This window comes from Paenibacillus thermoaerophilus, assembly GCF_005938195.1.
Classification (GTDB): Bacteria; Bacillota; Bacilli; order Paenibacillales; family Reconciliibacillaceae; genus Paenibacillus_W; species Paenibacillus_W thermoaerophilus.
In genome coordinates this window covers 179,328-205,852 of the sequence record NZ_VCQZ01000004.1, presented here as the reverse complement: position 1 = coordinate 205,852, position 26,525 = coordinate 179,328, and the positions used below count along the sequence as shown (strand labels likewise).

At 58.5% G+C, this 26,525-nt stretch carries 20 protein-coding genes and 1 tRNA gene; 2 read left to right on the top strand and 19 right to left on the bottom strand.

Annotated features, from left to right (window positions below):
* Nucleotides 1-358: 358 nt before the first annotated feature.
* The 8 genes from FE781_RS05000 to FE781_RS04965 form a co-directional block, all read right to left on the bottom strand.
* The gene (locus FE781_RS05000; RefSeq protein WP_170209416.1) at nucleotides 359-538 is read right to left on the bottom strand and encodes a hypothetical protein; all 180 of its coding nucleotides are present in this window, start codon (nucleotides 536-538) and stop codon (nucleotides 359-361) included.
* Between the two features lie 357 nt (nucleotides 539-895).
* The gene (locus tag FE781_RS04995; protein ID WP_138788490.1) at nucleotides 896-1,207 is read right to left on the bottom strand and encodes a hypothetical protein; all 312 of its coding nucleotides are present in this window, start codon (nucleotides 1,205-1,207) and stop codon (nucleotides 896-898) included.
* A 132-nt stretch (nucleotides 1,208-1,339) separates the two neighbouring features.
* Nucleotides 1,340-1,411 (bottom strand) — tRNA-Thr (locus FE781_RS04990).
* A gap of 243 nt (nucleotides 1,412-1,654) precedes the next feature.
* Nucleotides 1,655-3,721: an LTA synthase family protein gene (locus FE781_RS04985; protein WP_138788489.1), complete on the bottom strand. Its 2,067-nt coding sequence runs from the start codon at nucleotides 3,719-3,721 to the stop codon at nucleotides 1,655-1,657.
* Nucleotides 3,722-3,841: 120 nt separating this feature from the next.
* Complete coding sequence (locus FE781_RS04980) at nucleotides 3,842-4,882, bottom strand: LCP family protein (RefSeq protein WP_170209415.1); 1,041 nt, start codon at nucleotides 4,880-4,882, stop codon at nucleotides 3,842-3,844.
* A 93-nt stretch (nucleotides 4,883-4,975) separates the two neighbouring features.
* Nucleotides 4,976-5,893, bottom strand: a complete 918-nt coding sequence (locus tag FE781_RS04975; RefSeq protein WP_211346303.1) for a diguanylate cyclase domain-containing protein — start codon at nucleotides 5,891-5,893, stop codon at nucleotides 4,976-4,978.
* Between the two features lie 117 nt (nucleotides 5,894-6,010).
* On the bottom strand, nucleotides 6,011-7,591 hold the full coding sequence (locus FE781_RS04970) for a diguanylate cyclase domain-containing protein (protein ID WP_138788487.1): 1,581 nt from the start codon (nucleotides 7,589-7,591) through the stop codon (nucleotides 6,011-6,013).
* 18 nt (nucleotides 7,592-7,609) lie between these two features.
* Entirely contained in the window at nucleotides 7,610-9,055 is a 1,446-nt protein-coding gene (locus FE781_RS04965) for an HD-GYP domain-containing protein (protein ID WP_138788486.1), read from the bottom strand.
* A 685-nt stretch (nucleotides 9,056-9,740) separates the two neighbouring features.
* Between FE781_RS04965 and FE781_RS04955 the strand changes: the two genes are divergently transcribed.
* Nucleotides 9,741-10,655 carry a PAS domain S-box protein gene (locus tag FE781_RS04955; RefSeq protein WP_138788485.1) on the top strand — a complete coding sequence of 305 codons (915 nt, stop codon included), beginning with the start codon at nucleotides 9,741-9,743 and terminating at the stop codon, nucleotides 10,653-10,655.
* A gap of 112 nt (nucleotides 10,656-10,767) precedes the next feature.
* On the opposite strand, the gene FE781_RS04950 is transcribed toward FE781_RS04955, so the two are convergent.
* The 3 genes from FE781_RS04950 to FE781_RS04940 all read right to left on the bottom strand — a co-directional run bounded on the left by FE781_RS04950 (nucleotide 10,768) and on the right by FE781_RS04940 (nucleotide 13,261).
* Entirely contained in the window at nucleotides 10,768-11,088 is a 321-nt protein-coding gene (locus FE781_RS04950; RefSeq protein ID WP_138788484.1) for a hypothetical protein, read from the bottom strand.
* Nucleotides 11,089-11,166: 78 nt separating this feature from the next.
* Nucleotides 11,167-12,321, bottom strand: coding sequence for a D-alanine--D-alanine ligase (locus tag FE781_RS04945; RefSeq protein WP_138788483.1), 1,155 nt, complete (start codon nucleotides 12,319-12,321; stop codon nucleotides 11,167-11,169).
* A gap of 19 nt (nucleotides 12,322-12,340) precedes the next feature.
* The gene (locus FE781_RS04940; RefSeq protein ID WP_246068045.1) at nucleotides 12,341-13,261 is read right to left on the bottom strand and encodes an amidase domain-containing protein; all 921 of its coding nucleotides are present in this window, start codon (nucleotides 13,259-13,261) and stop codon (nucleotides 12,341-12,343) included.
* Between the two features lie 399 nt (nucleotides 13,262-13,660).
* On the opposite strand from FE781_RS04940, the gene acnA reads away from it, so the two are divergent.
* Entirely contained in the window at nucleotides 13,661-16,369 is a 2,709-nt protein-coding gene (gene acnA / locus FE781_RS04935) for an aconitate hydratase AcnA (RefSeq protein WP_138788481.1), read from the top strand.
* Nucleotides 16,370-16,504: 135 nt separating this feature from the next.
* On the opposite strand, the gene FE781_RS04930 is transcribed toward acnA, so the two are convergent.
* The 8 genes from FE781_RS04930 to FE781_RS04895 all read right to left on the bottom strand — a co-directional run bounded on the left by FE781_RS04930 (nucleotide 16,505) and on the right by FE781_RS04895 (nucleotide 26,383).
* Nucleotides 16,505-17,356: a sugar phosphate isomerase/epimerase family protein gene (locus FE781_RS04930; RefSeq protein WP_138788480.1), complete on the bottom strand. Its 852-nt coding sequence runs from the start codon at nucleotides 17,354-17,356 to the stop codon at nucleotides 16,505-16,507.
* Nucleotides 17,357-17,394: 38 nt separating this feature from the next.
* Nucleotides 17,395-18,423, bottom strand: a complete 1,029-nt coding sequence (locus tag FE781_RS04925; RefSeq protein ID WP_246068044.1) for a zinc-dependent alcohol dehydrogenase family protein — start codon at nucleotides 18,421-18,423, stop codon at nucleotides 17,395-17,397.
* A gap of 22 nt (nucleotides 18,424-18,445) precedes the next feature.
* Nucleotides 18,446-19,612, bottom strand: coding sequence for a Gfo/Idh/MocA family protein (locus FE781_RS04920; protein WP_138788478.1), 1,167 nt, complete (start codon nucleotides 19,610-19,612; stop codon nucleotides 18,446-18,448).
* Nucleotides 19,609-20,592, bottom strand: coding sequence for an ABC transporter permease (locus tag FE781_RS04915; protein ID WP_138788477.1), 984 nt, complete (start codon nucleotides 20,590-20,592; stop codon nucleotides 19,609-19,611). Before FE781_RS04915 ends, FE781_RS04920 begins: the two co-directional genes overlap by 4 nt.
* Nucleotides 20,573-22,072 carry a sugar ABC transporter ATP-binding protein gene (locus FE781_RS04910; RefSeq protein ID WP_211346302.1) on the bottom strand — a complete coding sequence of 500 codons (1,500 nt, stop codon included), beginning with the start codon at nucleotides 22,070-22,072 and terminating at the stop codon, nucleotides 20,573-20,575. Before FE781_RS04910 ends, FE781_RS04915 begins: the two co-directional genes overlap by 20 nt.
* A 60-nt stretch (nucleotides 22,073-22,132) precedes the next feature.
* Nucleotides 22,133-23,296: a substrate-binding domain-containing protein gene (locus FE781_RS04905; protein WP_138788476.1), complete on the bottom strand. Its 1,164-nt coding sequence runs from the start codon at nucleotides 23,294-23,296 to the stop codon at nucleotides 22,133-22,135.
* A gap of 196 nt (nucleotides 23,297-23,492) precedes the next feature.
* A complete protein-coding gene (locus FE781_RS04900) occupies nucleotides 23,493-24,926 on the bottom strand; it encodes an ABC transporter substrate-binding protein (protein WP_138788475.1) in 1,434 nt (477 codons plus the stop codon).
* A gap of 26 nt (nucleotides 24,927-24,952) precedes the next feature.
* On the bottom strand, nucleotides 24,953-26,383 hold the full coding sequence (locus FE781_RS04895) for a response regulator transcription factor (RefSeq protein WP_138788474.1): 1,431 nt from the start codon (nucleotides 26,381-26,383) through the stop codon (nucleotides 24,953-24,955).
* Nucleotides 26,384-26,525 lie beyond the last annotated feature (142 nt).

Genomic DNA, 26,525 nt, shown 5'->3' with positions numbered 1-26,525 from the left:
GGATATGACGTTATGGTAAAAGAACGGGAGCAAACCGCATAATCCCCTATCATTTTCCAATTTGAAGCGATGTAACGGTGGGTTGGCCTTTTTGTGCTTTTTAGCGACTATTATTTTCGGGATAGAACGGCTGATTGATCATGCGGCTTCGCGCTGCACATCGACGGATCGGATTCGTTTTGCCGTTGGTAGTGTGATGCTCCGAATTTGTTGTGACGGTGAGATTGGATTCATGCAGATAAGTCAATCGATTCGCTTCCGGAGGTAAAAAGGGGGAGTTGTGCGTTGGGGGACGCGGTGGAACCGATATCCGCGACCCGGTATTTGCAACAAACCGGGCCGCGGGGGGCTAAGAGGTTCATGTCAGAGGAATGCCGGACCGGCGGGCGGAGATGACGGCACTCAGCCAAGCCAGTTCGCTGACGGTCAGCTCACCCTTATATGCCTTCTCCGCCCACGTGTAGTCGGTCAGCACGGGAGGCTGCAGTTCGCCGCTGACGCTTCGTCTGTAGAGCGCGTCCAGTTCACGCCGGCACACAAGGATATCCTTCAAGCGATTATGCCGGCGGAAGCCACCTACACCATCCGTTCCATCGCGGCCGATCACGTAGGTGTAGCCGATGCCGGGCCAGCCGTTATGTTCGACATGATAACGCGCGAACGCCTCTGCCGTTCACTCAACAACGGCGGCGACGTCGATACGATTGTCTCCAAGATTCAAACCATGCTTGCGAGGTCACCATCGGCCCGGGCTGCACGGGCACGCGAGCAGTAAAGTCGTCCATGCTTAAGGGCGGTGCGATAAATGGCAGGAGGAACCTGGACCACGCAAAACAAACGGCGCCCCGGCGTCTATATCAATTTACCGTCAAACCGCCCGCAGGGAATAAATGCTTCAGTCGCCGCCCCCGCCTCCGGAGCCGCCGTCGGACGAACCGCCGCAGCTTGAATCGGGAGACGTCGAGCCCCACGATCCGTTGTCCGAATAGTTGCCGCATCCGTCCGCATGGTGCTTGTGGTTATGGCTGTCGCTGTACACAGGGTAATGCGGATACACCGGGTTGGCGATGGAGTTGGCCGAAGAGGACGGCCGGCGGCGGCGATGCGCGGACGCGTTTCTGCCCGAGGACGGCATTTTATCCGCCGTCGCTCCTCTCATCACCACATACCCGATGGCAATCAGCGCGATGGCAATGACGAATCCCATATGTGCACCTCCTGTCGGAACTGGCTTATCCTTGTTTACGTTTCGGTCCGGATTCGGGTTTCGAATCGGAAAAGCAGGCGAGGCTTCCCGCATAACCGGGAAGCCTCGCCATTAAAAGGTTCTTGTCTAAGATGCTGATGAGAGGAGTCGAACCTCCGACCTACGCATTACGAGTGCGTTGCTCTGCCTCTGAGCTACATCAGCTCATTGCTTGTTGCGCCGTTCATCGCGCTTGCCTTATTTATTATATACAGGCCCCCTATGCTTGTAAAGCCCCTGAATCAAAAATTTTTCTCTTTCACGTTTTTGTCACAAAGCCGGTTTTTCGCCGGTCAGCGGTCCGTTTCCGGACTTCGCGGGGGAGTTCCCTCCGCCTTAAACAAAGGCCCTCCGCATCCCTTCATGCGGAGGGCCGCCCGTGATCCGCCGGCTTGCGATTGGCCTGCGTTATTTAAACGTGAACGTATTCGATTGGCCGACAACCGTCTCCTTGGAATCGTAAACCTTCACCTGGACTTCGCCGCCGTCCGACGGCTTTTGGCCATCCGGAAGGACCGCGCGAACGCACTCCAGGCTTTGCCACTTCGTCTCCAGCTTGGCGCCGTTCCAATAGACGACGCCGAGAGGCGGCAGATTGCGGCCGGTAACAACGATGCCGTTCTCCCCGTCCGCCTGCACGCCGGCAATCTCCAGCGGACCGTAGCCGAGCACGTAATCGTCCTTCACGATTTTGTCCTTGTAGCCTTCGTACGCATATTGCTCGCCGAACAATACGTCGTATTGAAGCTGCTCGTACGGCTTCAGCTTCTCCGCGGACACGCCGTATTTCTCATAATAATTTTGCGGCGGAATCACCGGCATTTCGCGGTACAGTGCGTACAGGTAATCGGTTACAGCCGTGCCCGGCATGCCGATCCGGTTCAACACATACGGTCCGAGGAAGGACGGGCTCATGCCGAGATCCTCGCGCGGCTTGTTCAAGTAGTTGTCCCAGACGAACACCGGCGTGCGGTAAATTTTCTCCAGAAAATCCGGATCGTCCGGACCGCTGATCCAGCCCGTTTCCTTATACACCTGATAGTCGTCGCCCAGATAAGGAAGATGGTCTCCGAAAAAGACGACGACGGTCGGTTCGCTGGACTGCTCAAAGTAATCCACGATCATTTTCAGCATCTCGTCGGTCCCGCGCATGCCTCGCGCCAACGTCTCAAGCTGGCCCACAGCGCCGGCCGAAGCGCCCGGAGCGGTCGCCGTGAATGGATTTTCCGGAAATTTGCCGGGGTAAAAGTGAAAATGATTTTCCATCGTATTGGCGAAAATAAAATCGGGACCGTCGGTCGATTTCGCCTCGTCGACGATCATCCGCCCGACTTCCTTGTCCGCAATGTACGGACCCGAATATTCGGGACGGAAAAACTCGATGCTCAAAAACTGGTTGAAGCCGAGATTTTTGTAAACCTGCTTGCTGTTGAAAAACCAACTGTGGAACGGACTAATCGCTACGGCGTTATACCCGTGGCGGGAGAAGATGCCGGCCAGAGAGTCGATGCCCCTCGTCATGTATTGGTTATACGGGATGGAGCCTTGGGGCAGGAACCTCATGGACAAGCCCGACAGCACCTCGAATTCGACGTTGGCCGTCGTGCCGCCGAATTGCGGCGACAGCAGCCAGCCGCTGCTGTATTCCTTCATCAGCTTGTGGAAGGTCGGAACCGGATCTTCGTTAAACGTAACGCCCGGTATCTGCGTCGGGTCCCAGAACGATTCGCCCAGAATGACGATTACGTTCGGTTTGACGCCGGGCAGTTCGGGCTTGCGGTCTTCGGCCGGCAGGAACGCTTCGATCGTCTCGCGGTTGTATCCGTCCGGAGCTTCCCGCTTCATCAGGTGCGTGTTGTTCAGCATCGTCAGCGCCAGACCGTTGACTCTGACGTTTTCCGCCTGATCCCAAGGCATATTGGATACGGACAGCGCCCGGTGAAGCGATACCGGCTTTTCGAACGTCAGCACGCCCAAGACGGCCAAACCGACGACCGCCAGGATGCCGCGTTCTTGCCAATTCCACTTTTTCTCGACCCAGTCCAGCTTGTACAGCACGAACAAATGAAGGCCGACAAACACGATAAACCCGGATACGGTAGGCAGCGTAAAAATGTTGGTCAAATACTGCACCATATCCTGCGTCTCGCCCGTCAGGACAAAGTCCCACGGCAGCAGCGGCACGCCCAGCATCTTCAGCTTGATGCCGCTGATCAATCCGAGCAGGAAAAGCGCCGCGAACAAAATCCAGAAGGCCCAGCGGGTTCGGCCGATCAGGGCGATCAGGACGAAAAACAGGGAGCCGACCAGCAGCACATTGAGGAAAAATTCCGCAAAGCTGCCGCTTCCCCAGGCCAGCGTGTCCTTCCAGCTTCCGCGGCCCATCAATTCGGTGAACAGGACCAGCAGGACCGTCATAACGACAACGAGTCCTCTTCGATAGACGTATCCCCATATGTGATACAGTTTGTCCATGTCTACAGGCGTCCCCTTTTGGAAGGTGCGATAATGACTGTTGAACAATTGTTCAACCTTGTCATTATAGCACGGAACCGATACGGTTCACAGGAGAAAATTGCAGACAACGGCGGGCGGTCAGCGGCCGAACAGACCGGCCGTCAACGCTTTCAGCTTCTGTTCGTCCGCCACCCAGTAGTACAAGGATTGGCCTACGAGCGGATCGTTCGTGTACGCGCTTCGCCCGGGAATCTGAGCGGTGCGGATGTCGCTGTCCTCCAGTCCCTTGAACATCAGCGCGAGACTGAGCAGATCCTTGTCCGTAAAGTTCGTCTCTACCCATTTGCGGGATTGGATCAGCAATTTCGCCAGTTCCGGAACATGCGACGGCCGCAGCAGTTCCTTCGCCACCGTCTTCAGCACCCGCGTTTGCTGCGTCTGGCGGGCGAAATCTCCGGCCGCGAACGAATAGCGCTCGCGCACCAGGCTGAGAGCCAGCTTGCCGTCGATATGCGATTGTCCTTTCGGCAGAACGAGGCCGCCGGCATGGTGCAGATACACGTCCTCCTCCATCTCGACCGTAACGCCTCCGATCTCGTCGATCAGCGTCTCGAAGCCGGAGAAATCAGTCAAGGCGTAATAATGGATCGGCAGCCGAAGCAGCCGGCTCACGGCATCGACCGACTCCCGTATTCCGCCGTTTTCCTGGCCGGACTTGCTTTGCCCGACCACGTAGGCGTGATTAATTTTCGTATAGCCGACCTCGGGAATCCATACGCGCGTATCGCGAGGAATGGATAGCAGGTTCACCTTGCGCTTGGAGGGGACGACCTGCGCGACGATCATGACGTCCGTCCGTCCGCCGCGGCCTTCCCGGGAATCGACTCCCAGCAGCAATACCTGGAACGCCTGGGAAGAGGATTCCGATTGGATCGAGCCGGCGTCCTCTGACGGCAGGACTTGATCGGACGGGTCCGAAGCGGGTTCCCCTCCATCTTGCAACGGATCGGGCGGAGCGGCGCTTGAATCCCAGTCGCCGGTGGAGAGAATCGCTATATCGTCCCGGTCGAAATGGCGCGCCGGGTCCAATTCCCGGTACGCCCATCCGGCGGCCGCCGCCAGCACGACGGCTGCGGCGCCAATGGCGGCCAGCCCTATTTTCCAACGCCGATGGCCCATGTCCGAACCTCCCGGCAATCCCATTCCGCTGAGGAACGGATGCCACACGAATCTGTTATGATACATATTGTATCACACATTCCGTCAAAACGGCTAGGACTCCATGACCAGCACGCGCTGCCTCCAGCAGTTTCGTCCGGCGCGTTTGGCTTCGTACAGCATCTCGTCGGCGTTCCAGATCAACTCTTCCAAACGGACAGCCGAAGACGGCACAAGCGTCAGGACGCCGATGCTGATCGTGACCCGTCTGTCATTCGTGGCATACTCGTGCAGCATATTCAGCTTCCAGACAGCCTCGCGCATCGTTTCCGCGAGATGGCCCGCTCCCAGAGCCCCCGTCTCGGGCAAGAGGCAGACGAACTCCTCGCCGCCGTAACGGGCAATCAGATCGCCGGGGCGATGCAGACACCGGGTGAGAGCGCCGGCTATGGCTTTCAGGCATTCGTCGCCCGCGAGATGGCCGTAATGGTCGTTGTACGCCTTAAAATGGTCCACGTCGAGCATCATCAGCGAAATCGGCTGTTTGTTGCGCACAGCCCGCAGCAGCTCCTTCTCGAAATATTCGTCGAACCTGCGGCGATTGGCCAAACCCGTCAAGCCGTCAATCGAGGAGATGCGCTTGAGAAAATCGCGGTGACGCTTGAGCTCGATATGATTTTTGACCCTCGCCTTCACGACGGCCGGGTTAAACGGCTTGGAGATGTAATCGATCGCGCCGAACTCCAGACCTTTGGCCTCATCCTCCGGCCTGTTCAGGGCGGTAATAAAAATGACCGGCGTATCGGCGGTAACGGGATGCTGCTTCAGCTTTCCGCATAGCTCGTAACCGTCCATCCCCGGCATGACAATGTCCAGCAGGATGAGATCGGGTTGGAAGACGACCGCCATATCCAGCGCTTCCTCGCCGCTATAGGCGACGGCGAGACGGTATTGATCCTCCAGCAGTTCCTTCAGGATTCGAATATTCAACTTGGAATCGTCTACGACGAGAATTTTCGGTGCTTCTTCCATAAGCTTGCACATCGCTTCCGTCTGATTTACGAAGCCGGCGAACATGCCTGCTCGGGCGGCTTCGAGTCTGCCGCTTGCGGACGGCAGCCGATTCTGTCGGCGAATGACTAGAACGTATCACAAATCGGGATACGCCGCAACGGACGCCCGTCCCGACGATCCCGACACGCGATTGCCGCCGGACTGCTTGGCTTGCAGCAGACGGCGCTCGGCCAGGTCGATCAGCCTATGGCGTCCTTCGTCGCCCGGCTTCGGCCGCATCGTCGCCACGCCGATGCTGGCCGTCAGCACCTTGCCGGCAGCGCCTTCGTGCGCGATCCCCGCCGCCTCGATCCTCTCCCGGATCGTCTCGGCAAGCCTCGCCGCCTCGTCCGCGCCGCACGCCGTCAGCACGACGGCGAACCGGTCCCCGCCGAATCTCGCCGCGCAGTCCGACGGGCGCCACGCATGCTGCTTGAGACACAAGGCGACGCGCCGCAGCGCGTCGTCGCCGGCGAGATGCCCGTACCTGTCGTTGTAGGATCTGAAGCCGTCGAGGCCGATCAGCAGCAGTGAGATCGGAGAGCCTTGTCCGGCAGCCCGATTCCATTCCCGATACAGCCCCTCTTCGAACAGGCGGCGGTTGCCGATTCCCGTCAAACCGTCCATCGAGGACAGTTCGGTCAACAGCACGTTCGCCTGCCGGAGCCGTTCCTCCGCTTCTTTGCGCATCGTGATATCGATCGCCATCAATACGTATCCGGCAATCCGGCTGGCGAACGGATCGTCCCGCACGGGGCTGATCATCACCAGCGCCCGGATTCTCCGGCCGGACTTCCGGACAAGCGTCCATTCCCTCGCCTCCGTGCGTCCGTCGGCAGATTGCGCCGCCAGCGCCTCGAAGGGACTGAACGCCCGGTGCCGCTCGGCTCGAAGCTCCGAGCTGCGGGCGTTTAACTCCTCCTCCACATGAAACATCGTAGCCGAATGGCCGGCCGCCTCGTCCGCGCGGTATCCGAGCAGCTTCTCTGCTCCTCGGTTAAACGTGCCGATCCGCCCTTCGAGATCGACGGTATAGATGGCGACCTCCGTAGCGGCATCCATCACCGCTTCGTGGAGAGCCGACAGTTTGCGGTATTCCTTCTCCGTTTGGATAAGCCTGGCCAACAGCCCGCTCGACCGATCCAGGAAACCGACCTGGACCGCAATGAACACGCTTCCCGCAACGACCCAGCCGATATAGCCGTACACGGAAGGCAAGCTGTCGACCACGCCGACGAACCCGATCAGGATAACCACCAAGGTGAAAGCGACCGAGCTGAACCAGTACCTCCGGGCGCTGCGGGAACCGAGAGCGAACACGCCGGTCCCAATCCCGACCGCCACCGCCATGATCGCCCCGTTAAAGGCGGCATGCGACCAGTCTTCGAACAGCAGCAGCCGGGCGGCGGCGACGATCGCCCCCGCCAGCAAAGACGCCGGCAAGCCGCCGTAATACGCCGCCGCCATAATCGCCAAATACCGAAAATCGACGATCGTCGTCTCGCTTATCCGGAAGCTTGACAGCAGCAGGGCGATCCCGCATAAGCCGTGATAGACCCCGGCCCATAGGCGGTATCCCGCGGAGCGCTTCCGTTCCAGCCCGCGCCGGAACAAGCGGCCCGCTATAAATACGAATCCGGCCAGCAACGCGAAATTGGCGATGAGGTCAGTCAGCATATGTTCTCCTCCGAACCGTCAAGTCTCGGACAATCGGGGCGAGGAGAACGATTCCGGTTCGCCTGCCGGAGACCGCCGATCCGCTTCCCGCTTGCACACGTTCACCCAAGCGTCCACGCAGGAAGGATCGAATTGTTTCCCCTTTTGTTCCCGCAGAAATGCCAGCGCCTCCTCCGGGCTCCACGCCTTCCGGTAGGCGCGCGTCGAAGTCAGCGCGTCGTATACGTCCGCCACCGCCGCGATACGCGCCAGAAGCGGGATGTCTTCGCCCTTCAGACGGTCCGGGTAACCGTTGCCGTCCCAACGTTCGTGATGCGAGCGGATAATTTGCAGTTCCTCCGGCATAAAACCGACCCGCTTGCACATGTCGTAGCCGATCACGGGATGCGTCTCGATAATCCGCCGCTCCTCCGGCGTCAGCTTGCCCGGCTTGTTCAGGATCGCGTCAGGCAGCCGGATTTTGCCGAGGTCGTGAACGATGCAGCCCTGCGCCAGCGCACTCAGATGCTCGGGCGGCAGCCCCATCTCCTCCCCGAGCTGGAGCGCGTATGTCGCCACCCGGAAATTATGCCCCGCCGTATACGGGTCGCGGGCTTCCGTCTCGGCGATCATCTGCTTGATGCTCGGCGACAGGCTCGCCTCGATCCGCTCCCGGGGCGTCGCGGTGAACAGCGCCTTGACCGTCTGCGCGATCGGAACGCCTTCCACGTACTGCTTGAACAAGCCCCCCAGCACCGCGAGCATCGAGCCGAGCTGCAGAAAGTGGTACAGCCACCAACTGGCGTGCCACTGGGTTCCCGTCGCCATCATCCATTGAGCGCCGATCATCCAGCCGCTTCCCAACACGATCGCCGCCTGCAGGGGAAAACGCGAATAGCGGTACGACTGCCAGTACCGGTACATGGCCACCAGATTCAGCGCAATCGTGAGACCCGCCGCGATCCAGACGGCCGGCCGCTTGTTGAGATCGAGAGCTTCCGACCACCCGGGGTCGATCAAAGCCGATACCGCGAGGAGAAACACCCCCAGCGGCCACAACACAAGCCAAATGTTCGGATGACGGGAGATGCGCCGTATGATCGCATCGTCTCCCGGAAGCGACGACACCCATATCCAGAAGGCGGCGATTAACACGCTAAGTTGAGAGGACAAGCCGGGAAGATGGGAGGCATGCAGCAGAAAACCCGGCGTGGACAAGCCGTGTACGGCAAAAATCAGCGCCAGCGAGGAATAAGCCAGCGACAAGCAAATGATTTTGATGTTGCGAAGCCGGGAACCGGCTATGCCGACGACGGTTGAGATCACAACCGCCAGTACGGAGATCAGGCTGACGATGTAGAAATGTTCCGCCGGGCCCTTCACGACATGGTCATAGGCCGGAAAAACCGTCAAGGCGCAGTAGCCCGCCAGCGGAATCAGAATCGCCGCCGCGAGGAGCCACCGGGAAATCCTTTTTCGTTCCAACAGGTACTCCTCCTATTATTGCCGTCTTCCTCTAGTATAGGGGATGGAGCTGTTGTTGGAAATAAGAAAAGTTGCCGCGAAGCCTATTCCCGCGCGAGGTCCGGAGCATTTTCACAAAAATGAAAAAATCCGCGTCTCCTTGACCGTCCGGCAAGAAGAAGCGGCCTTGTTATGTATGCGTCAAACCGGTTGTTCGGCGGTTCGTTCGGAGCCCGCAACCGCCGGCTCCCGTTCGGCGACTTTCAACTGGATGCGGTGAAGATAGTAATGTTTGGAGCATAAGCCTTTGGCGACTGCATGGCGTTCGCATTTCGGCCATTGGCACGGCTTCGGTTCTTTTTTGACTCGAGGCCTGCTGGCGGTCGGATGGCCGTTGCGAAGCATTCTCTGGTGATGGGCGGAACATAGCTGCTTGGCTTTAACGGGCTTATTGCAACCTTCAACCTGGCAAACCTTCATGAGCGGATTCGACCTCTTTTCACATGTCTGGATGATGGATCTGGGTGTTGTTAGCGAATAGGTCTGATATTATGTTATTATACGTACGTTCTGCGCAAATGCCGAACCCGCGTCTTGCCCAAATGTCGGGGATTCCGGGGGAATTTGCGCGAGAAATCGCCCCCTCGGTCGGCCCTATGCAGTTCGGGTTCATTAATTAAACCGGAGCAAGAATGAGGGATCTGCCGTGAGCGTTATTCCGAATTGGATTCATGACTTGCCGAAAGCGGCCGCCATCGTGCATTGGGACGGTCATCGGGCGGCATTTGCCGCCGTGAACGAGCCGTACTGCCGGATGATCGGCTACAGCGAGGAGGAATGTCTCGGGAAGAACCCCGCCGATCTGCTGAACGGAGAGTCACGGCGCCTGCTGATCAACCTAATCCGCCGCATGCAAGCCCAACGGCAAATGTATGCCGAGCTGACGCAGATTACCGCAACCGGGACGGAAATCGATACGAGAGTGGATGGCAGCCTCTTGCGTTCGGACGGAAGCGGCCGCCTCTATCTGATCCTGTGCGAAGACATCAGCGCCTGCAAATGGATCGAGCGGGAATTGTCCGCCGGACAAGCGCGGTCCTCCGGCATCTGCGATCCGGAATTCCGGATTCAGCGATTCGATACATACCATCAGCCGGCCATCGCCGGCGCACGCCGATACATAGATGCCCCGCTATTCGACTTTATTGCTCCTGACGACCGCGGGAAGCTGCTCCGGCTCTTGGACGAGGCCATAGAGCTTGGCTGCGAACAGGAGCAGCAGCTTCGCACCGCGCGTTTCGCCGATCTGTTCGACGTGGCCGTCAAGGTGCGGGTCCGCGCCTTTTTCGACGGGTACGGCCGTTTGCTTCGATACGCCTTCGTGATCCGGGACCTTCAGCCGTATGAAGAAGCCGACGATCCGGGGATTCGCCTGAAGACGCTGATGGCCCAACGGAACATGTCCGCCAGCCAACTGTCCGAGGCGACCGGCCTTTCTCCGCAGACGATATCCAAGCTGCGAAGCGGCAAAATCCGAACCCCCCAGCGGCTCACCGCCGAGCTGATCGCCGCCGAACTGGGCGTCTCCCCGTCCCGGGTGTGGAGCAAGACGAGGAATTGATTCCAATGGAAAAAGCCCGCCGTCCCTGTCCGGAACGGGGGCTTTTGTCCAAATCCCGATGCGGAAATATACGCGGGCCTCCATAGGCTGAACAGCCCTTCCGCCCGCAGCTTCAGCCTTGCTTGCGCCCGAAAAACATCTCGTCCGCCAACGCCGTCTGCACCCGCGATTCTTCTTCGGTGAGCTTGCGCACGAGTTCCATCTCCACCTTGGTCACTTCTTCGCCCTGGAAATTGATCTCCGCGATCGAAGCCGTGATCTTGACGATGGCGATGGCGACGTTGGTCGGGGTATACGCGATCACGAGCTGCCCCGTCGGATAAACGCGGAACCCCTGCTTGATCATGGCCGTCCGGCCGTATTCGAGCAAGTCGTGCAGCTCTTGCTCGGACTTGAATTTGCATACCGAATTGAATTCCGTCTGAAATCCCATAGCCGCCCCTCCCGAAATTCATATGGGTATCATGATAGCACGATGCGCGACGGAGCTTCAACGTAGCCGTCCCGGAGGTTACTCGATATCGATCGCGAACGTCAACTGCTGCTTCGCCTCGTGGCGTTCGATCGCCAGCCGGATCAGATCGTCGAGCAGCTCGCGGTACGGCTTGCCCGACTCTTTCCACAGGAGCGGGTACATGCTGTACGGCGTAAAGCCCGGCATCGTATTGATCTCGTTGATCAGGATGGCGTTGTCCGAACGACGCACGAAAAAGTCCACGCGGGACAAGCCGCTTCCGTCAATCGCCTGGAAAGCGCGGATCGCCATCTGGCGGATCTGGTCGCTCATGCCGTCCGGAAGGTCCGCGGGGATGATCATGGCCGATTTGCCGTCGATATACTTGGCGCGGTAATCGTAGAACTCGCCCGAGCTGACAATCTCGCCCGGCACCGAAGCGACGGGATGCTCGTTGCCCAGGACGCTGACTTCGATCTCGCGGGCGTCGACAAATTCCTCGACGATCACCTTCCGGTCGAATCGGAACGCCTCCTGAATGCCGGCAAGCAGCTCCTCCCGGTTGCTCGCCTTGGACACGCCGACGCTGGAGCCGAGGTTCGCCGGTTTGACGAAGCAGGGATAGCCGAGAGCCACTTCGATCTCCGTCAAATAATAATCCCGGTTGCTCTCCCACTGCGTCCGGGTGAAATGACGATAGACGCATTGCGGAAGCCCTTCCTGCGCGAACATCGCCTTCATAAACGTCTTATCCATGCCGACGGCGGACGCCAGCACGCCCGCTCCCACGTAAGGAATCCCCGCCATCTCGAACATGCCCTGAATCGTGCCGTCCTCGCCGTACGTGCCGTGCAGGAGCGGGAACACGACGTCCAACTCCCCAAGACCGGACTGGCCGGCGGCAAATATCGGCGCCAAGGCCGTCGCACCCACGTCTTTCGCAACGGCCGGGACGGACGCGCTCGACACCTGAACCGATTGATCCGCCGCCGCGGGCAGCGTCTCGCCGAACGCCAGCTCCCGCTTCGACCCGACCGGTCCGAGCAGCTCCGGCCCCCGACGCCATTCGCCTTGCTTCGTAATGTAGAACGGAATAACTTCGTATTTGCTGAAATCAAAAGCTTGAATGACCGCGTGGGCCGTCAACAGCGACACGTCGTGCTCACCCGACTTGCCTCCGTAGATCAGACCGATTCGGATTTTCTTCGTCATAGGTTTCCCAATCCCTCCGTCAAAACTCGCTCTCGATCCGCACGAACCGATACCGGGTACGTTCCGTCCATGCGGGCGAATCGCGATAATCCCAATATCTCCGACGGCTGTCGGCCGTGTTCGCGTTCACAAGCGGCTGGCCGCTGCCGTCGCGATCCGTGACGATCACGCTGTGCTGGAAGCGTCCGTTGCCGTCCCAATCGTAAAAAATCACGTCGCCGATATCCAATTCGGCGGAAGAGGAAACCGCCGTGCCTCTCAGGCCGGTTGGGCTGTTCAACAGATACAGTTGCAGACTGTGGGCGACGGCCCAGCTATAGCTCCACGCTTCCTTGCCGCCGGATTTGCCTGCGTACCACCAGCCCGATTCCCTTTTCCCAGTATAGTTCATCGGCACGCCCCCTGCAAAGAGGCATTGGGAGATGTAGTTCGTGCAGTTCACTTCGAACGATTCGTAGGCGGGATTGCGCTTGTTCCAATATTCGTCCGCGTATTGCCGGGCGGCTTCGCGATCGTATGGACGGGGCTTCAGGGAGAGAGACATCGCTCCGGCCGCGCGGGGATGAAGCAGAGGTCTCGAAGGCACTCCCGCGCGCTTGCCGGCGGCGGCAGGAATCTCCGGTTCGAACGGAGCCGTCCAGAACAGGCCGTCGGCTTCGGTCCGGCGTTCGTCCGCGTGCTCCTCCACCCGGACGACGTGCCAGACGCCGTCCGTTCCCCGCTTCAGCGTAACCGATTGGCGCTCCCAGCGTTCCTCGCAGTGTTCCGACTCTCCGCTCCGATAGTTCGAACGGATGCGCAAATCCAGCTTCACTCTGACCTCGCGGCTGCTCTCGGACAGCACCGCGACTTTCATCCCCGTCTCCCGCTTGCCGGGCCGGACGGCTCCTTCGGCGCGCCTGCGGCCGATCTCGGCCAACCGCCGGGATTGCTTTTCCAAATAATCCCGATCCTTCACAAGATGTTGGAGCGGGGTTATGTCCGCTTCCGACAGTAGCCGATTGCGAAGATGGACATACTCGTATAAGGCGGATTTCCAATTGCGGGGCATGCATCCCTACACTCCCTTCGCGGGCGGCCCGCCCAATTCGCGGGAGGCGTCCGGAGAGGCTGTTCGGTTCCGGCGAGGCGGACGCCCGCCGCCATTCCTTTCTATGTATATGCGGGCATAAAACACTTTACGCCACCGCAGGAAACAGGTATACTTGAACTAGAGCAAATAATGAAATCGAGTTTCATACAATGAAACATCGAGTTCGGCTCTTTGGCTCTCCGGCCCGCTTATCCGAGCCGAGATGGCGATGGAGCAATGCATTTTACAGAGAGGAGCATGGACACCATGGCGAATCAAGACCGTTTTCAAGTGAAAAAAACGCTTGAAGTGAACGGCAAGTCCTACGGCTACTACAGCCTTCCGGACTTGGAGCAAACATTCAGCGGCATCTCCCGCCTGCCGTTCTCGATCAAGGTGCTGCTTGAAGCGGCGATCCGTCAATTCGACGGCCGCGGCATCACCGAAGATCATGTGAAGCAAATCGCAAGCTGGGCCGAAGGCCGCGACGAAAACAAGGAAATCCCGTTTATCCCGGCACGGATCGTCCTGCAGGACTTTACGGGGGTACCGGTTGTCGTCGACCTTGCGGCCATGCGCGACACCGTCAAAAAAGCCGGCGGCGACCCGAAACGGATCAACCCGCTCGTACCGGTCGACCTCGTTATCGACCACTCCGTCATGGTCGACGCGTTCGGCACGCCGGACGCCCTGAACACCAACATCGAGCTCGAATTCAAACGCAACGAGGAGCGCTACCGCTTCCTGCGCTGGGCGCAAACGGCGTTCGACAACTTCCGCGCCGTGCCGCCGTCCACGGGTATCGTTCACCAGGTCAACCTGGAGTATCTGGCGTCCGTAGCCGCGACCCGCGAAGTGAACGGCGAGACGCTGGTCTTCCCGGATTCGCTCGTCGGCACAGACTCCCATACGACGATGATCAACGGTCTCGGCGTCGTAGGCTGGGGCGTAGGCGGCATCGAGGCGGAAGCCGGCATGCTTGGACAACCGCTGTATTTCGTAACGCCGGACGTTATCGGCTTCAAGCTGACGGGTTCGCTCGCGGAGGGCGCAACCGCAACCGACCTCGCGCTGACCGTTACGCAAATCCTGCGTAAAAAAGGCGTCGTCGGCAAATTCGTCGAGTTCTTCGGACCGGGCCTCAGCAACATCAGCCTGGCGGACCGCGCGACCGTCGCCAACATGGCTCCGGAATACGGCGCGACGATCGGCTTCTTCCCGGTTGACGCCGAGACGCTCAACTACCTGCGCCTGACGGGCCGCAGCGAAGAGCAAATCGCGCTGGTCGAAGCTTACTACAAAGCGCAAGGCCTGTTCCGCACCGACTCCACGCCGGACCCGGTCTTCACCGACGTCATCGAGCTGGATCTGTCGACGATCGTGCCGTCCCTGGCCGGTCCGAAGCGTCCGCAAGACCGCGTCGAGCTGACCGCGATGAAGGAGTCCTTCAACACAGCCATCCGCACGCCGATCGACAAAGGCGGCTTCGGGCTGAGCGAAGAGAAAATCGCGCAAGAGGTCGAAGTCAAGCATCCGAACGGCGAGACGAGCAAGCTGAAAACGGGCGCGGTCGTGATTGCGGCCATCACAAGCTGCACGAACACGTCCAACCCGAGCGTTATGATCGGCGCGGGCCTCGTCGCGCAAAAAGCGGTGAAGCTCGGCCTGAAAAAACCGGCTTACGTGAAAAGCTCGCTGACGCCGGGATCGCTGGTCGTTACCGATTACCTGAAAAAAGCCGGCCTGCTGGATTCGCTGGAGCAAATCGGCTTCCACGTCGCGGGTTACGGCTGCGCAACGTGTATCGGCAACTCCGGCCCGCTGCCGGATGAAGTCTCGCAGGCGATCGCCGACAACGACTTGACCGTCGCCGCCGTCCTGTCCGGCAACCGGAACTTCGAAGGCCGCGTGCATGCTCAAGTCAAAGCGAACTACCTGGCATCGCCGCCGCTGGTCGTCGCTTACGCACTGGCCGGCACGGTCAACATCGACCTGGCGAAAGAGCCGATCGGCTACGGCCGCGACGGACGTCCGGTTTACCTGAAAGACATCTGGCCGACGAACGACGAGATCAAAGCCGCTGTCGCGCAGGCGATGACGCCGGACATGTTCCGCGCCAAATACGAAAACGTCTTTACGCAAAACGAACGTTGGAACAAAATCGACGTTCCGGAAGGCGAGCTGTACGAGTGGGATCCGAAATCGACGTATATCGCCAACCCGCCGTTCTTCCAAAACCTCGGCTCCGAGCCGGGCGACATCACGGACATCAAAGGCGCGCGCACGCTGGCGCTGCTGGGCGATTCCGTCACGACGGACCACATCTCGCCTGCGGGCAACATTAAAGTCGACAGCCCGGCCGGCCAATACCTGCTGGCAAACGGCGTGAAAAAAGAAGATTTCAACTCGTACGGTTCCCGCCGCGGACACCACGAGGTCATGATGCGCGGCACGTTCGCGAACATCCGCATCCGCAACCAGGTGGCTCCGGGTACGGAAGGCGGCGTGACGAAGTATCTGCCGACCGGCGAGGTAACCTCCATCTACGAAGCCTCGATGAAATACCAGCAGGACGGCACGCCGCTGGTCGTTATCGCCGGCAAGGAGTACGGCACCGGCTCGTCCCGCGACTGGGCGGCTAAAGGCACGTTCCTGCTGGGCGTCAAAGCCGTCATCGCCGAAAGCTTCGAGCGGATCCACCGCTCCAACCTGGTCGGCATGGGCGTTCTGCCGCTGCAGTTCAAGGAAGGCACGAACCGCAACACGCTGAACCTCGACGGCACGGAAACGTTCGACATCGTCGGCTTGTCCAACGATGTGCAGCCGGGTCAGACGATCACCGTCAAAGCGACCCGCACCGACGGCTCGACCTTCGAGTTCCCGGTAACGGTTCGCCTCGACAGCCTGGTTGACGTCGACTACTACCGCAACGGCGGCATCCTGCAAACCGTCCTGCGGCAAATGATGAAGAAATAAGACGAAAGCTAAAAGCCGGAAACAAATGGACCTCCAAAACCGCTGTTAAAGTGGGGTTGGAGGTTCTTTTCCGAAATATCGCGAGACGCAAAAAGCAGGTTGAGGGGGATCAACCTGCTTTTTGCGTTTAGGAGATTAGCTTTTGTTCCAATCCAGCTCGGCCAGCTTGGATTTCAAATAGGCGATATTTTCTTTGGCGTACCAATCCGGATCGGCTTGACGCGTATGGAAGCCGATTTCCGCGGTCAAGTATCCTTTGTAGCCGATGTCCTTCAGGGCGCGAAGCACGCCGTCGAAGTCGCAGCGGCCATGTCCCGGCGGAAGCCGGTCGCTGTCGGACAGATGGATGTGATGCAGCTTGTCGGCCATACGGTACACGTAGTCGCTTGCCACTTCGTTCCGGTACAAGGCGTGGAACGTATCGAACATGACCTTGACGTTGTCCTGACCGGACTGCTCGCTGAGCAGCAGCGCGTCGTCCGCCGACTCGACCAGGTTGCTGTCCGTAGGCGTCGGCTCGACGACCAGGGTAATGCCCAATTCTTTGGCGTAAGCGGCGACTTCCACGAGCGCTTCCAGACTGTAGTTCCAGGCTTCCTGCTTCGAGAGACCGAATACCGTCCAGCCGGCCAGATAAATAACCGTCGGGCACTCCCATTCATGGGCAAGGCGAAGCACATCTTTATAATGATTGATCGTGTACGCCCTCTCCTCGGCGATCGGCGAGCTGGGATTGTGGCCGGGGCCGCCGCCCGGAGCCGGGAGCATGGACGAAACGCGAAGGTTCTCCTTCTGGAGCAGCTTCAGAATCTCTTTGCGCCGCTGCGGCGATACGTGGTCCGGCCACGCATGCGGGCTCGCGCAGCCGATCTCGATACCGTCATAGCCGAACGACGCAAGCCGGTGAATCACTTCTTCCAGCGGATACGAAGGCACCCATACCGGAAAGCTGCTGTACACCCATGTGTTAAACGAAATTCCTTTCATCCTCAACACATCCTCTCTAGGTTATCGGGCCGATCGGGTCAGTCCCATACGAAGACGGCTTTCTCCGTCTTCCTTTCATCGAACATCCGGAATGCGGTCGCCGCCTCGTCCAGCCTGAACGTATGCGAGACGAGCTTCTCGACCGGAAGCTTTCTGTCGATGATAAAGCGCGCAATTTCGTCGTATTCGTAGATCGGGAAATACCAGGAGCCCATGACCGTAATTTGCTTGCGGATGAGCTGGTTGCTCGGATTGATCGTCAGCTCCCTGCCTTCGCCGATGAAGGCGGCGCGTCCGTGAGGACGCAGGCTGTTGAGCGCCGTATTTTGCGCATGCGGGCTTCCGGAGCAATCGATCGCCGCATCCGCGCCGCGGCCGTTCGTAATCTCCATGATGCGTTCCAGCACGTTTTCCTTGCCGTTAATGACGTAATCCGCGCCGAGCTCTTTGGCCACTTCAAGGCGCTCGTCCAGCATGTCGACGGCGATGACCGTCGCGCCCAGTCCTTTGGCGACCATGACGCCCGCTCCGCCCATCGGACCGAGTCCGAAAATCACGAGCGTATCCCTTCCGCTGATGTTCAATCGCTTCTGGGCATGGTACAGCGTGCCGACCGCATCCGTCGATACCGCCGCCACCAGATAGCTCATCTCGTCCGGAATACGCATGCAGTTCTCTTCCGGAACGATCATGTATTCCGCATCCCCGCCGTGGATATCGAAGCCGACGCATTTCCATTCCTTACAGAACATCCTGTACCCGCTCTTGCAATGCTCGCACTCGCCGCAGCCGACGGCCAGGTATACGGCCACGCGGTCGCCCGGCTTGAAGCGCGTAACCCCTTCGCCCACTTGCGCAATTTCGCCGGCAGGCTCGTGGCCGGGATGAATGCAACCCGACTTCGCCGCTTCTCCGCCGACAACCGGATTGCCGTAGTACAAGCTCATGTCGCTGCGGCAGATGGCCGAAGCTTTCATTTTAATCAGAACTTCGCCGCTGCCCGGAACCGGGATCGGCACTTCCCGAATCTCTACCTGTTTATCGCCCGGAAAAACTACCGCTTTCATCGTCATTGCTGTTCCCCTCCGTTTAGTGTTGAACGTTCACCCATCGTCCTTCTTGATGGCTTTGCAAAATGGCATCCAGAATGCGCATGGACCGATGCCCGTCTTCAAAGGTGGCAAAATTCGGTTTGTCCTTGAGCGGATCTTTGCCGTCGCGGATAAACGCGTAATAATGCAGCATCATATTTTTTACGGAGTCCGGCCATCCTTCATGATGTCCGCCCGGATGATGAATCGAAGATCGGGCTTCTTCGTGGAACAAGGCCGGATCGGCCATCAGCCATTCGTTGGCGCGGTCGCGATGGCCGATCCACAGGCCGGCCGGCTGCTCCTGGTTCCAGTAGGCCGATTTGAGGCTGCCGTTCAGCTCGAAGCTCAGCGCGTTTTTCCGCCCCGCGCTCACCTGGGACACCGTGAAGACTCCCCTGGTTCCGTCCTCGAACCGGACCAGCACCGAAGCGTAGTCTTCCGTCTTGACGCGAATGTCCTCGTATTCCGACTCTTGCTTGCCCGCCTTGGCATCAAACGTAACGGATGCGGACAGCGGTTTTTTCCGTGTCGGGTGAACGGTCCAGAGATCGGCGAACACTTCCGTAATCTTCTTGCCCGTCACATACTGGACGGTATCGCACCAGTGGGAGCCGATATCGGCGAGAGCCCGCGATCGGCCGCCGAGCTTCTCGTCGAGACGCCAATTGTAGTCCGTCTCGTACAGCAGCCAGTCCTGCAGGTAGCTGCCGTGGACGATGTTGATGGTGCCGAATTCGCCCCGCTTCACCATCTCGGACAACTGCTTGATCATCGGATATTGACGGTAGTTGAAATTGACGCCGTGCACGACTCCCCGCCCGCGGGCGAGCGCCAGCAGCTCCGCCGATTCTTCGCTCGTCATGGCGAGCGGCTTCTCGGACAGCACGTGCTTGCCGGCTTCGATGATTTCGCGATTGATCCGGTAATGCAGGTGATTTGGCGTGCAGTTGTGAATGACGTCGATGTCCGGATTGCGAAGCATTTCCCTGTAGTCGCCGTAGGCGAGCGGAACGCCCAACTGCTCCGCTTTGCGCCGCGCGCTGTCCTCGCCGTTCTGGGCGATGGCGACGACTTCCACGAATCCCAGCCTTCGGATCGCCTCGATGTGGGTCGGCCCGATAAAACCGGTGCCGATAATGCCCGCTTTGATGGGTTTCGTCATTTTTTGATCGCCTTCTTGCCGAACATGACGGCCAGAATAATGATCAGGCCTTTAATCATCATTTGCTGGCTGACATCCAGCCCCATAATGATCAATCCGTTGTTGATCGTGCCGATCATCAGCGCGCCCACGACGGTGCCGATAATCGTGCCCACGCCGCCGAACAGGCTGGTGCCGCCGAGGATGACGGCCGCGATGACGGACAATTCGTCCCCTTCGCCGAACGAGAAGCGTCCCGCGTGCATGCGGCCCGCATAGAGCAGCCCCGCCAGACCGGCCATCATGCCGGTGCCCAGGAAGACAAGCAGCTTGATGCGAGCGGTATTGACGCCGGAGAACTTCGCGGCGTTCTCGTTGCCGCCGGTTGCGAGCGTCTGTCTGCCGAACGCGGTTTTGCGCAGCAGCACATGCGCGATGACGGTGAAGACGAGAACCCACAGCAGCAGGACCGGGATCGGGCCGATATCGCCGGAGCCGAAGATGAAGTTAAAACGTTCGTTGATGATCGGAACCGGCGCCGTATCGGTAATCCACATGGCCATTCCTTTTACCGCGCCCATCGAGCCGAGCGTCACGAGGAAGGACGGGATGGCCGCCTTCGTGACGAGCAGGCCGTTGATGAGGCCGATCAGAAGCCCCGTGCCTACGCCGATAACCAGTCCGCCGGCGATGCCGTATCCGGCTTGCAGGGCAAGCGCGCCCGTCAGCGAGGACAAGGCCGCGACGGAGCCGACCGACAGATCGATCTCGCCCGTGCTGATAACGAACGTCATCGCCAGGCCCATCAAGGAAATGGTGGCGGTCTGCCGCACGATGTTGAGCAGGTTGCCCGTCGTCAGGAAGCCTTCGTCAAACAACGTAATCGAGAAATAGATGAGTACGCCGACAAACGCCAAATAGACGATGTAGTCCCGCCATTGAAAGCTTTTTATGGAATGAAGCAGGGACGGTCTGGCCGCACTAATATCCCTGGATTGCATATTGCAGTTCCTCCTCTGATTGAATGTCCTTGCGCCTGATCTCCCGCTTGATGCTTCCTTCATGCATGATCAGCAAGCGGTCGCTGAGGGCAAGCAGCTCCGGAAGCTCCGAAGAGACCACGAGTATCGCTTTGCCGCTCGCCGCCAATTCGCGGACGATGTCGATAATTTCGGTTTTGGCGCCGATATCGACGCCGATGGTCGGCTCGTCCAGCAACAGGACGTCCGGATCGTTCGCGAGCCATTTGGCCAGCACGATCTTCTGCTGATTGCCGCCGGACAGCAGCCCGCTCTGCTTGGAAATGCTGTCGGTCTTGATGTTTAACCGTTCGACGAGACGCTTGCTGATTTCGGCCGCTTTCTTGTTGTCGAGCAGCATCCCTTTCTTCAGCTTGGAGAGAATCGGGAGAATCATGTTGTCTTTGACGCTATGCTGCAGAACGAGCCCCTGCAGCCTGCGGTCTTCCGGAATTAACGCGATGCCGGCGTCGATCGCCTGCCGGGCGGACCGGATGTTCCGCTTCTTCCCGTTCACATAGATCTCGCCGCTGTCCATCGGATCGATGCCGAAGACGGTCCGCAGCAGCTCCGTTCGGCCGCTCCCCATGAGGCCGGCGATGCCTACGATTTCGCCGGGCTGGATCTTCAGGCTGACATTGTTGACCTTCGTTCCCGCTGTGACATTCCGCAGCTCGAACGCGGGCGGCACGTCGGTGGGATAGTCGCGTTCGACCCATTCGAACAGTTTGTCGAATTCCGCGCCGACAATATGCCGAATCACCGTATCGAGCGTCGTTTCCTTGATGACTTCGGTCGTGATTTTGCGGCCGTCCCGCAAAATCGTGATCCGGTCGCAGATTTCGAAGATTTCATCCATCCGGTGAGAAATATAAATAATCGCATAGCCTTTATCTTTCAGTTGACGGATAAACGAGAACAGCACTTCCGTTTCCTTTTTGGTCAGCGAAGAAGTCGGTTCGTCCATGATGAGAACTTTCGCTTCCTGCGACAAGGCTTTTGCGATTTCGGTCATTTGCCAGTAACCGACGCCGAGATCTTGCACGATGTCGGACGGTTTTATGTCAACACCCAGTTCTTTGAGCAGCTTTTCGGTTTTGCGTTCGTTCTCCTTGTCGTCAAGCAGCCCGAACGGGGTTTTGGATTCGCGGGTCAGAAAAATATTTTGGGCAACGGTCAGCGTAGGGATCAGGCTAAATTCCTGAAAAATCATCGATATTTTATTGGCCTTTGCGTCTTCGTAGCTCTTGATGCTAACCGGTTTTCCTTCGATCAAAATCTCACCTTTGTCGGCCGTGTAGACGCCGGTGAGTATTTTCATGAGCGTCGATTTGCCGGCCCCGTTACCGCCCATCAGAGCGTGGACCTCGCCTTTTCTTACCGAGAAATTGACATCATGAAGAACCTTAATGCCGTTAAACGCTTTGGAGATGTTCTTCATTTCGAGTATCGGTCGATCCACTGCACTCACCTTCTTTGATAAGGGAGGCTGCCTTCCGGCAGCCCCCGCAAGTTGGGAAAATTATTTTTTCAGCGCATCCTGCACGCTCTTCGGCGCATCCGCGCCATAGATCAGCTTCCAGCTTTCGAGCACGTTTTCTTTCGTTACTTTGATCGCCGGCGAAGCCACATAAGCCGGAGCTTCCTTGCCCAACAGCGCGTATCCCGCGAGAATCGCCTGCGCTACGCCCTGGTCGTACGGAAGCTGGGCGCCGAGACCGCGGACGATGCCGTCGGAAGCGATGGACAACGCGACGTTTGTGCCGAGGTCGACGGTCGTTACGATCAGGTCGTTGCGTCCCGCCGTGCGCGCAGCCGCCATGACGCCTTCGGCCGGCACGTCCCACGGAGCGAAGATGCCGTCGATATCCGTGTGTCTCGTCAGCATGGCGGATGCGACTTCCTCGCCTTTATTCGGGTCGGTGATGCCGCCTTTGGCCACGATCTCGATGCCGGGGTATTTCTCCTTGATGCGGGCTTCGAATGCGTCGGAACGGTTCTTCGTGACGAAGAAGTTGACGTCGTGGTACACGATGCCGACTTTGCCCTTGCCGCCGAGCTTCTCCGCCATAATGTCCGCGGCGACCGCGCCGTTGCCGTAGTTGTCGCCGGATACGATACTGATGTAATCCTTGCCGGGAACAAGTCCTTCCGCCGCGCCGTCCATGAACACCAGCTTCACGCCTTGGGCGACGGCTTTCTTGTAGGCGCCTGCCGTGGATACGGCGTCAACCGGCACGGAGATCATGATGTCCGGTTTTTTCGCCAGAACGGTCTCGATGTCGCTGACCTGCTTCTCGGCCTTGAACTGCGCGTCCGTTACGGCCACGACTTTAATTCCCATTTTCTCAAATGTATTTTTCATGGCATTGACGGCGGCCGTCATGTAATCGGTGCCGGAGTAGTGCATGACGATCGCGGCCGTGTAGTTGCCGTCTTTGATTTTTTGCAATTCTTCTTCTGTCAGCTTCAGGCTTTTGGCCGATACCGCTTTTTCGCCGTTTGGTCCGATATCCTGAACGGGCAGGTCGGGGATATTCGGGTTGATCGTCAGCGGTCCGGAACCCGCGTAGCTTTCATGCTCTTTTGGCGCTTGCGCGTTTTGCTGTTCGGCGTTTCCGCAGCCTGCGATCGCCAATCCGCTTGCGAGCAGCAGGGCGAGACACGATGTCCATTTTTTCTTCATATTCGAACCCCTCACTCTGTACTGTTGTGATCGATCGCCCGTTAGGCGGAACGTTCGACTACCCCCAGTATAGGGCGGACGGGGAGCGCCCAATAGACGACGAATTTAACCGGCAGGGGGGAGTTTTTTAGCGGCCGGACCCATAAAAAAAGACCGCGCGATTTTTAAAATCGCGCAGCCTTGCCGGGCCGGGGGCTTATTCATTCGGGGATAAATAGCCGTTATCCCGCATCGATTGTTCCACCTTTGCGGCGGCGGCGTTCAGCGCAGCCCTCGCCGATTTCTTGCCGGTCAAATACTGCTGTACCGCCGTTTGGACAGCCTCCGACACCTGATCGTAATTTCGGATTCTCGGCCGTCCCACCCCCACGTTCAGGGACCGGCCCAGCACGTCGTAATATTCCCGGAGCGATTCGTCCGGCAGCGCCCCTGCCGCCGCATACGCCGATTTTCGGGTCACGTGCTGCCGGAACCGCAAATAGTCCCGCTGCACTTCGGCGCTGGTCAAATAGTCGGCCAATTCGAAAGCTTCCGCCTTATGCCTGGAATACTTGTTGACGGCCAGTCCCCACGAGCCGAAATGCGGTCCGCGCACAAGCGCGCCGCCGCGCTCCACGCCGGGAAACATAAAATAGCCGACTTGACCGCCCACGTTCGGCTGGAGCTTCATGTCGTGGTAATTCATCCCCATGACGGCTTGTCCGTAGCCGAAAGCGATCTCGACCTCGTCCCACGAATAGGAGAGAACGTCCGGCGGAGTCACCTTCTCCGCCAAAATCCACTTGCCGTAAGTCTCCAGCGCCTTCACCCCCGCTTCGGAATGAAACGCCGGCCGAAGCTTCTCATCGAACAGCTCTCCCCCGAAATTGCTCAGAAACGATTTGTAGTCGACAAAGTTGGCTTCGTGCTTGCCGGCCATCAAGGTGGTTCCGTACAGGTCGATCAACCCGTCCCGATTCGTATCGCGGGTAAAAAAGCGGGCGATGTCCAAATATTCGTCGAGCGTATTCGGAAGGTCGAGCTCGCGGTGAAATTGTTGCCGGAATTCGGCCCGGTACGCTTCGTTCTGAAACAGATCTTTCCGGTAGCTGACCGTAAGCACGTTCGATTGAATCGGCAGACTCCAGACATCGAAACCGGCCGACGCGATGCGGTCCAGATCGATCGTGTCCATGGCGATCGGCGCCCGGTGCGGACGGTCCTTGTCGAACACCGACGTATCCAGGAACAGCTTCGCAATAAAATCGCCGATGTCGCCGGCGGATGCCGCGTTCCGCAGATACGGCGTCAGCGGCTCCAGGTGCCGGATGATTTTAGGGACCCACGGCGTGTCGACGGCGATCAGATCGTATTCGCCGCTCATCCGCGACAATTCCGTGAATACTTTCTCCTGCAGGCTGTTGTAGGGAAACGTGCTGATCTGCACATTGACGCCCGTCTCCCGCGTGTAATGGCGGGCCGCATGGACAACGGCTTCGGAGCCGGCTTCCACCGTGGCGTACAGCACCTTTAACGTGAGGGGCTGAGCCGGGGCCGTGCCGGAGTCTTCCGGGCTTTCCCCCAGACAACCCGTACAACCGGCAACCAGCCATAAGACGAGCAATGCCGAGAAAAGCCTCCGCTTCTTCATTGCGCCGCTCCTTTACCTGGTTGGTCTTACTCTCCTTCGTCGGGCACGTTCAGGATTCCGTTGTTTTTCCTGAAGTCGGAAGGCGAATAGCCGAATTCCTTTTTGAACAAGCTTCTGAAGTACGCATAATCGGCATATCCGACCTCTTCCGCGATTTCATTCACCTTTTTTCTCGTATGGAGCAGCAAATGGCTGGCGTGCTGCATTCTTTTGCGCGTCAGATACCGGACGAAGGTGACGCCCATTTGCTGTTTGAACATGCGGCTTAACGTGACCGGGTGAACGTTGACCGCTTCCGATACGGCCTCCAGACTCAAATTCATGTCGGTCGAGTTTTCGATGAGTTGAAGCGCCTGCTTGAACCAACCGCTCGCATCCGAAGTCTCGCGTTCCGACCGCTCCAGTTTTTTCAGCGCCTTGACGCCGTTCAAAACCATATGGCGAAGCCGACGCTTTAAATCATTCCACGTCTGATGGTGCCCTATCCAGTCGTGCCAGTAATAAAGCGTCTCTTCGTCCACCATAATAATTTCATGTTTGCCGAGCCCCTCATCCAGCACGGCCATCAATTGGGCGACTTCCCTGCGGAGGTCGTCGTAATTCAGCTTCTCCAGACACTCGAACCAGGCATCCAGGGAGGTTTCCAGTTCCCCGATCTCGCCCGTGCGCGCGCAGTGGATGATTTGCTGCCGGAGCTTGACGGCTTGTTTGCCCCATTCTTTCCGGTGAAGGCGATGGGCGCGGGGATTCGCATCGGCCGTCTGAAAAAACCGGCGCTCCCGTATTTTTCGAAGCTGGGACTTCAGCACGTGCGGGAACGCCTGCTTTTCCCTGAATCCGGTTTCCGGGTGCTCGGAAGACGCCCTCACCGCGATCCCTTCCGTCTCGGCATCCAAAGTTATCGTGAGCATAATGTCTTGGGGAGCGTCTCCGTAACGTTCCATCAGCGAACCGCGGCCGCCGAATTCGACCCGTTTCCACTCGCGTTCGTCAAACCACAAACTGACGTTAACCGGATGAATCTGTTCCGGGGAAATGTTCGGAACCGGCGTGATGCCGAGCAGATGGGCAAGCTCTTTCATAAAGGCCCGCTTCAGCTTCTCTTGTATTTTAAGCACGATCTCCATCAGCTCTCCGCGGTCCGCGGGCTTGAGCAAGTAATCGGCCGCGCCCAGGATGAGCGCTTTCCTTGCATATTCAAAATCATCGTACCCTGATATAATAACGACATAAATGGAGGGGTACTTCTCATGTAAATGCTGAAGGATCTGCAGGCCGTCCAATTCCGGCATCCGGATATCGAGAAACACAAGGTCGGGCTGGATAAATTCAATCCGCTGAAGGGCCTCGTATCCGAACCCCGCATCAAACACTTGTTCATGGGGGAAAAGCGCCGTCAGCTTCTGAATAATACTGACCCGCACTTCCCTTTCGTCGTCAACGACGCAGATCTTCATACGACTCCAGCTCCCTCATGCAGATCCGATCTCGAAGCTTCATCAGGTAAACCATGCATACGAGGAGGAACTCCCGATTGTTGCGCTTCTCATCTGTAAAGCGTATCTTACAACGACGCTCGCTCAAGTTCAAACTTTTCGT

What these genes read in the sequence shown, in the direction of transcription:
- FE781_RS04995 (WP_138788490.1), bottom strand. Translation starts at nt 1,207, where the DNA reads ATGGGATTCGTCATTGCCATCGCGCTGATTGCCATCGGGTATGTGGTG.
- FE781_RS04985 (WP_138788489.1), bottom strand. Translation starts at nt 3,721, where the DNA reads ATGGACAAACTGTATCACATATGGGGATACGTCTATCGAAGAGGACTC.
- FE781_RS04980 (WP_170209415.1), bottom strand. Translation starts at nt 4,882, where the DNA reads ATGGGCCATCGGCGTTGGAAAATAGGGCTGGCCGCCATTGGCGCCGCA.
- FE781_RS04975 (WP_211346303.1), bottom strand. Translation starts at nt 5,893, where the DNA reads ATGGAAGAAGCACCGAAAATTCTCGTCGTAGACGATTCCAAGTTGAAT.
- FE781_RS04970 (WP_138788487.1), bottom strand. Translation starts at nt 7,591, where the DNA reads ATGCTGACTGACCTCATCGCCAATTTCGCGTTGCTGGCCGGATTCGTA.
- FE781_RS04950 (WP_138788484.1), bottom strand. Translation starts at nt 11,088, where the DNA reads ATGGGATTTCAGACGGAATTCAATTCGGTATGCAAATTCAAGTCCGAG.
- FE781_RS04945 (WP_138788483.1), bottom strand. Translation starts at nt 12,321, where the DNA reads ATGACGAAGAAAATCCGAATCGGTCTGATCTACGGAGGCAAGTCGGGT.
- acnA (WP_138788481.1), top strand. Translation starts at nt 13,661, where the DNA reads ATGGCGAATCAAGACCGTTTTCAAGTGAAAAAAACGCTTGAAGTGAAC.
- FE781_RS04930 (WP_138788480.1), bottom strand. Translation starts at nt 17,356, where the DNA reads ATGAAAGGAATTTCGTTTAACACATGGGTGTACAGCAGCTTTCCGGTA.
- FE781_RS04925 (WP_246068044.1), bottom strand. Translation starts at nt 18,423, where the DNA reads ATGAAAGCGGTAGTTTTTCCGGGCGATAAACAGGTAGAGATTCGGGAA.
- FE781_RS04920 (WP_138788478.1), bottom strand. Translation starts at nt 19,612, where the DNA reads ATGACGAAACCCATCAAAGCGGGCATTATCGGCACCGGTTTTATCGGG.
- FE781_RS04915 (WP_138788477.1), bottom strand. Translation starts at nt 20,592, where the DNA reads ATGCAATCCAGGGATATTAGTGCGGCCAGACCGTCCCTGCTTCATTCC.
- FE781_RS04905 (WP_138788476.1), bottom strand. Translation starts at nt 23,296, where the DNA reads ATGAAGAAAAAATGGACATCGTGTCTCGCCCTGCTGCTCGCAAGCGGA.
- FE781_RS04900 (WP_138788475.1), bottom strand. Translation starts at nt 24,926, where the DNA reads ATGAAGAAGCGGAGGCTTTTCTCGGCATTGCTCGTCTTATGGCTGGTT.
- FE781_RS04895 (WP_138788474.1), bottom strand. Translation starts at nt 26,383, where the DNA reads ATGAAGATCTGCGTCGTTGACGACGAAAGGGAAGTGCGGGTCAGTATT.